Raw genomic sequence first — 5,631 nt, 5'->3', positions numbered from 1 at the left:
GCGCCGTCGATCTTTCACTGGCTCGATTACACGGTGATGGCCTACCAGACCGGCGCGACGATCGAGGTGCCGATCTACCCGTTGCTGCAGCAGGGAGGCACCGCCGGCACGGTGGTGCCCAACATGGCCGGCTTCATTTCGGATATCGCTGGAATCCCGAACTCTCACGTCAGCGTGATCGGTGACTCCGCGGGCGGCAACCTCGCGCTGGCGGCCGTCGAATACAACCTGCTGAACAACCCGAGTGCCCCCGAACCTTCGTCGATGGTTCTGCTGTCGCCGTGGCTGGACGTGGGGATGACCAATCCAAATATTGCGCTTGTCCAGGATCCGCTGATTCCCGTAGGGCCTGGCCAGGTGATCGGCAGGGAGTGGGCGGGCAATCTCCCTGTGACCGACTACAGGGTGAGTCCGCTAGGCGGAAACCTCAGCGGACTCCCGAAGACGTACGTCTACTCGGGCAACCTGGATTCACTTTCCCCCGACGTGCTTGTCCTCCAGAACGACGCCAAGATGTTTAATGCCCCGATCAACTTCGTGTTGGCCAACGGCCAAATTCACGACTGGATCATCCTCACTCCGGACGGGCCCCAGTACTGGCCGCAGATCGACCAGGAGCTGGGTATTTAACGGCGCCTGACTGCAGTGAGTCGGCGAGCGTAACGCCGCGGCGCGAAACAGGCCGGTTTTTTCGCCCTGGCGTTCCGCTCGTGTGGCCGGCCGGCTACATATGCCACCGGTCAGCCGGTCTTGCGGCGCTTGCGCCGGGCGGCGAGGAACTCCGACCACGAGTCCACCTCGGGGTGCTGCTTGAGCAACGCCCGCCGCTGGCGTTCGGTCATACCACCCCACACGCCGAACTCCATCTGGTTGTCGAGGGCGTCGGCGAGGCACTCGGCGATGACGGGGCAGTGCCGGCAAATAGCGGCCGCTTTCCTCTGCGCCGCCCCGGCGACGAAGAGGTCGTCAGGATCGGTGGTGCGACATAACGCCTTCGACACCCATGAGCTGCGGGATTCGTCGACCGGGCCACCGTGGGCGGTGATTCCATCCATGCTGGATACTCCTGTGCGCGGTTGAAACCCCCCGTGGGCGGCGGGCCCAGGATCCTTGTGCCGGTATTCGCGAGCCCGCAACCACTATTCCGGGGCGACTCGGCGCTGTCTGTCCGCCGACCAGTCGGTGCGCGGGATGAATCGCGCGTTCCCCCGATCGGGGGAAACGGCGGCAACGCTGTGTGACACTAAGCGGCATGGTCGGCCGGGCAACGACCGAGAAAGTGCGCGTGGTCGTGGGCGACGATCACCCGCTGTTCCGCGACGGGGTGGTGCGCGCGCTGACGTCGAGCGGCGAAGTGGATGTGGTCGCAGAAGCCGACGACGGCATCGCCGCACTGGAGCTGATCAAGACCCATCTGCCGCACGTCGCCCTGCTCGATTACCGGATGCCCGGGATGGACGGTGCCCAGGTCGCCGCCGCGGTACGGGGTGATGACCTGCCGACACGGGTGCTGCTGCTGTCGGCGCACGACGAGTCGGCGATCGTCTTTCGGGCCCTGGCGGAGGGCGCCGCGGGATTCCTGCCCAAAGAGTCGACGAAAAACGAGATCGTCAAGGGCGTGCTCGATTGCGCTGAAGGTCGAGACGTCGTGTCGCCGGCCCTAGCCGCCGGTCTGGCCGGGGAGATCCGCCGCCGTGGCGAAGCCCAGCCACCGGTGCTCAGCCCTCGCGAGCGACAGGTGCTCGATTTCATCGCCGAGGGTCGCAGCATCCCCGCGATCGCCGCGGAACTGTACCTGGCGCCCTCCACGGTCAAGACCCACGTGCAACGGTTGTACGAGAAACTCGGCGTCAGTGATCGCGCCGCGGCCGTCGCGGCGGCGATGCGGCGCGGGCTGCTCGAATAGCATGGCGCGCCCGCTGGCTCGAATGGTCGACTTCGTGGCGGCCGAGCCCGTCCGCTTGTCGGCGTTTCTGCGCCTGCCGCTGATCGGGTTGATCGTCCTGCTGGTCTCGGTGTGGGAGGTCGAGCACTGGTTGCCGTTGGCCTATGCGCTGATCCTCGGCACCTACAGCGCCGCCGCACTGGTGTGGGTGGTGGTGGTGCTGCGCGGGCCGGTGCCGCCGTGGGCCGGTTGGGCGTCGACGGGCATCGACGTGCTGACCGTGGTGGGGCTGTGCGTGGTCTCCGGTGGAGCCACCGTGGCGTTGCTGCCGGTGTTCTTCCTGCTGCCTATTTCGGTGGCGTTCCAGGACCGCCCGGCGCTGACGGCCGCGGTCGGAATCGCCACCGCCGTGGGATATCTCGGCGTGTGGATCGTCTACTCCAAGCGCGACGACACCGTCGAGCTGCCGGGCGTGGTGTACACCCATTTCGGGTTGCTGCTGTGGTTGGCGGCGGCGATGACGGCCCTGTGTTATTTCCTGACGCGCGCCGCGGCGCGCGTGGCGGCCTTGCTCGACATGCGCCGCACGCTTGTCACCGAGGCGATGCGTGCCGACGAGCGCAACGCCCGTGCGCTGGCCGAGCGGCTGCACGACGGGCCGCTGCAGGATCTGCTCGCGGCGCGACTCGAGCTCGACGCCGTCCGCGAGCGGCACACCGACCCCGGACTGGACGCCGCCGTCCAGGCGCTCCACGACACGGCGATCCAGCTGCGCAGCGTCGTCACCGCGCTGCATCCCCAGGTGCTGACCGAGGTGGGGCTGACCGCCGCGTTGCGTGAGCTGATTCGCGACTACGAGCGCCGCGGGCACTTCACCATCGACGCCGACCTCGGGGAGGTCGGACGGCCCCGGTCACAGTCATTGTTGTACCGGGCGTCCCGCGAATTCCTCGCCAACGCGAACAAGCACGCGCGGGCGAGCACCGTGCGGGTCCGCCTCGTCAGGGCGGGCGACGTCATCACGCTGAGCGTCATCGACGACGGAATGGGGTTCGACCCGGCCATCCTGAACCGGTGCGTCGCCCAGGGGCACATCGGGCTCGCGTCGCTGGCCGTCCGCATCGATGCGATGGGCGGATCGCTGAAGGTCACGTCCACGATCGGCGGTGGCACGCGGGCATCGGTGAGCGCGCCCGCGGGCGCCGACTGAGCCGCCCCGAAGGGGGTGTCAGTACCATCGGTTTCGTGGCACGCAACGGCCCACCCGACGACTTCCACAACCAGCAGACGCAGTATCGCAACTACGGCGGCCTGGGAGGGCCCCCACCAGCGGGGGAAGAAGCCCCGCCGGCCGGCCACCCGCCACTGGAAATGCCGGCTGACCAGCCCGAGCCAGCTGAGGCCGTCGACGCGTTCGACCAAGAACGCGAACCCACCCCCTGGTACCGGAAGCCCGCCGGGATCATCGCGTGGGTTCTGTCCGTCCTGATCCTGCTCGCGCTGATCGTCTACGGGCTCATGGAGCTCCTTCAGGGCGGTCAGGGCACCAGCCACACCCCGAGCACCACGAGCAGCACCACCACGACGACCTCGCCCACCACGACGACGCCGCCCCCGACCACCACCGAGTCGTCCGCGCCGCCGCCGAGCAGCAGCGCGGTCGAGCCGCCGGCCCAGCAGCCCACCCAGCAGCCCACGCGTCAGCCGAACCAGCAGCAGCCGACGCATCGCCACCACCTGCCCTCGCTGCCGTCGGTGATCACGATCCCGGAGGTGCCGACGGTGATCACGCTGCCGCCCGGCATCGGGTGACCGCCCGTCGGCCCGCTTTCGTCGAGCCTGTGATTCTGCAGACCCTCGCTCGCGCTTTGTCTGCGGATTTACCGGCTCGGCGCTGGCAGCCCGGCCTGTGAAAGGCCGCACTCATAGACTCGCTGGAATGGGGTGTGCGATATGAGCGAGTCGCTCGGGTTGTCGATCGGTGCGGCCAACCTGGTTGCCGCCCGCGGGAGCGGCGCTCCGGTGGTCCGCAGCGCGGTGTTGACGCTGTTCGAGCACCGGCCGACTGAAATCGGCCTGCCGGAAGAAAACCCGAACCTGACGGAGCCGGGGCTGGTGATGCGCGGCTTCGTCGAGCGGGTCGGTGACCGGGCCCCTTTGGTGGCCGCCGACGGGACGAAGTACCTCGGTGAGGTGCTGACGGTCGAAGCGATCGAAGCCATGGCGCGCACGGTCGGCTACGGCACACCGGTCACCGTCGCGGTCCCCGCGTACTGGTCCGAGGCCCAGATCACCGCGCTGCGCGAGGAATTCTTCGCCCAGCCGGATCTGACGCGCGGCGGTGTGGCGCCCACCCTGATCTCCGACGCCACGGCCGCGCTGGCGGCGCTGCGCGCCAGACCGGGGTTTCCGGCCGACGGCGTCGTCGCTTTGTGCGACTTCGGCGCCACCGGCACCAGCGTCACCCTGGTCAATGCGGCGTCGAACTTCCAGCAGATCGGCCCGTCGGTGCGCTACAGCGATTTCTCCGGCGACGCGATCGATCAACTCGTCTTCGAGTACGTGCGCGCGGGTGCCTCCGACGCCACCAGCGCCGACCTGGCCAGCACCACGCGGATCGGCTCGCAATCCCGCCTGCTCGCCGAATCCCGCCGCGCCAAGGAACAGCTGTCGACGAGCACCGTCGCCACCGTCGCGGCGGGCCCCGGTGGTGACGTCCGGCTCTCCCGCGCCGAACTCGAACAGCTCATCGCCCAGCCACTGGACCGATTCGTCGGCGCCCTAGAAAACGCCCTGCAAAGCAAGGGAATTCAGCGATCCAGCCTGGCCGCCGTGGCGGCCGTCGGCGGGGGCGCCGGCATCCCGCTGATCAGCGCGCGGCTGTCCGAGCGCCTGCAGGCACCGATCCACGTCCCGCCGCAGCCGGCGTTCAGCGCCGCCATCGGCGCGGCGAATCTTGGTGAGCAGCAAGCCGCGGCGGGCGTCGCGACCGCGGCGAGTCCCACCGTCGAGAACCCGACCGAAATGGTGGAGACCGCCCGGGCCGTCGAGGGCGGCAGACCGTTGGCGTGGTCGCAGGACGAGGATGGCGCCGCCGAGCCGGTCCCATATGCGGGACCCGACATGACCGGCGAATATAGCCGGGAGCCAACGGGATTGGACTCTGCGGACAGCGGCCGCTACGCCGCCGCTCCGGCATCGCTGCCGTGGTACAAGCGCACGGCGCTGGTGTTGAGCGTTGTCGCCGCGGCCGCGGCCGTGCTGGTCGCGGTGGTGTTGGCGCTGACCCTGGGCCACCCCAAGCCGAACCCGGTGAACAACATCCCTCCGAACGAACCGGCGCCACCGCAGACGTCGCAGACGGTGACCATCACCGGGCCCGACAACAGCACCACCGTCACGGTGCTACCGCCCCCACCGCCGCCGTCGACGCAGCCGCCCGACACCACCACCAGCCAGGCTCCCACCACCACGACGGCGCCGACCACCACCACCAGCGCCCCGCCGACAACCACGAGCGCCCCGCCGACCACCACGAGCGCGCCGCCGACCACCACCGCGGCGCCGACAACCACACGGGAAAGACCGACTCGCCCCGGGCTCCCCTTCCCCCCGCGCTAACCCGGCCGGACGTCGGACGCGTCGTAACCGCGCGCTGCGAAATCCGCCACCATCGCCTCGGCGCTGCGCACCGCGGCGCGGCAGGCCCTGGTGGTGAACGGATCATTCAGCGGGTGCTCGGCCCG

General features: G+C 69.3%; 7 protein-coding genes. 5 read left to right on the top strand and 2 right to left on the bottom strand.

What is annotated here, in order from left to right; all coding sequences use genetic code 11:
• A partial coding sequence (locus VMD50_RS29710) for an alpha/beta hydrolase (RefSeq protein WP_325433571.1) occupies positions 1 to 630 on the top strand: 630 nt, incomplete at its 5' end.
• Between the two features lie 110 nt (positions 631 to 740).
• On the opposite strand, the gene VMD50_RS29705 is transcribed toward VMD50_RS29710, so the two are convergent.
• Complete coding sequence (locus VMD50_RS29705; protein ID WP_325433569.1) at positions 741 to 1,055, bottom strand: WhiB family transcriptional regulator; 315 nt, start codon at positions 1,053 to 1,055, stop codon at positions 741 to 743.
• 197 nt (positions 1,056 to 1,252) lie between these two features.
• Between VMD50_RS29705 and VMD50_RS29700 the strand changes: the two genes are divergently transcribed.
• From VMD50_RS29700 to VMD50_RS29685, 4 genes are all read left to right on the top strand, one after another.
• Positions 1,253 to 1,906 (top strand): response regulator transcription factor, encoded by a 654-nt coding sequence (locus tag VMD50_RS29700; RefSeq protein WP_325433567.1) that lies wholly within the window; start codon positions 1,253 to 1,255, stop codon positions 1,904 to 1,906.
• A gap of 1 nt (position 1,907) precedes the next feature.
• Positions 1,908 to 3,095 (top strand): sensor histidine kinase, encoded by a 1,188-nt coding sequence (locus VMD50_RS29695; RefSeq protein WP_325433565.1) that lies wholly within the window; start codon positions 1,908 to 1,910, stop codon positions 3,093 to 3,095.
• Positions 3,096 to 3,130: 35 nt separating this feature from the next.
• Positions 3,131 to 3,697, top strand: a complete 567-nt coding sequence (locus VMD50_RS29690; protein ID WP_325433563.1) for a hypothetical protein — start codon at positions 3,131 to 3,133, stop codon at positions 3,695 to 3,697.
• Positions 3,698 to 3,838: 141 nt separating this feature from the next.
• The gene (locus VMD50_RS29685; protein WP_325433561.1) at positions 3,839 to 5,506 is read left to right on the top strand and encodes an Hsp70 family protein; all 1,668 of its coding nucleotides are present in this window, start codon (positions 3,839 to 3,841) and stop codon (positions 5,504 to 5,506) included.
• On the opposite strand, the gene VMD50_RS29680 is transcribed toward VMD50_RS29685, so the two are convergent.
• On the bottom strand, positions 5,503 to 5,631 hold a 129-nt coding region (locus VMD50_RS29680), incomplete at its 5' end, for a hypothetical protein (RefSeq protein ID WP_325433572.1). The two genes, VMD50_RS29685 and VMD50_RS29680, sit on opposite strands and share 4 nt — an antisense overlap.

This window comes from Mycobacterium sp. (genome assembly GCF_035506235.1).
In the GTDB taxonomy this organism is placed as follows: Bacteria; Actinomycetota; Actinomycetes; order Mycobacteriales; family Mycobacteriaceae; genus Mycobacterium.
The sequence above is the reverse complement of the archived record's forward strand: the minus strand, read 5'-3'. Positions and strand labels throughout refer to the sequence as shown.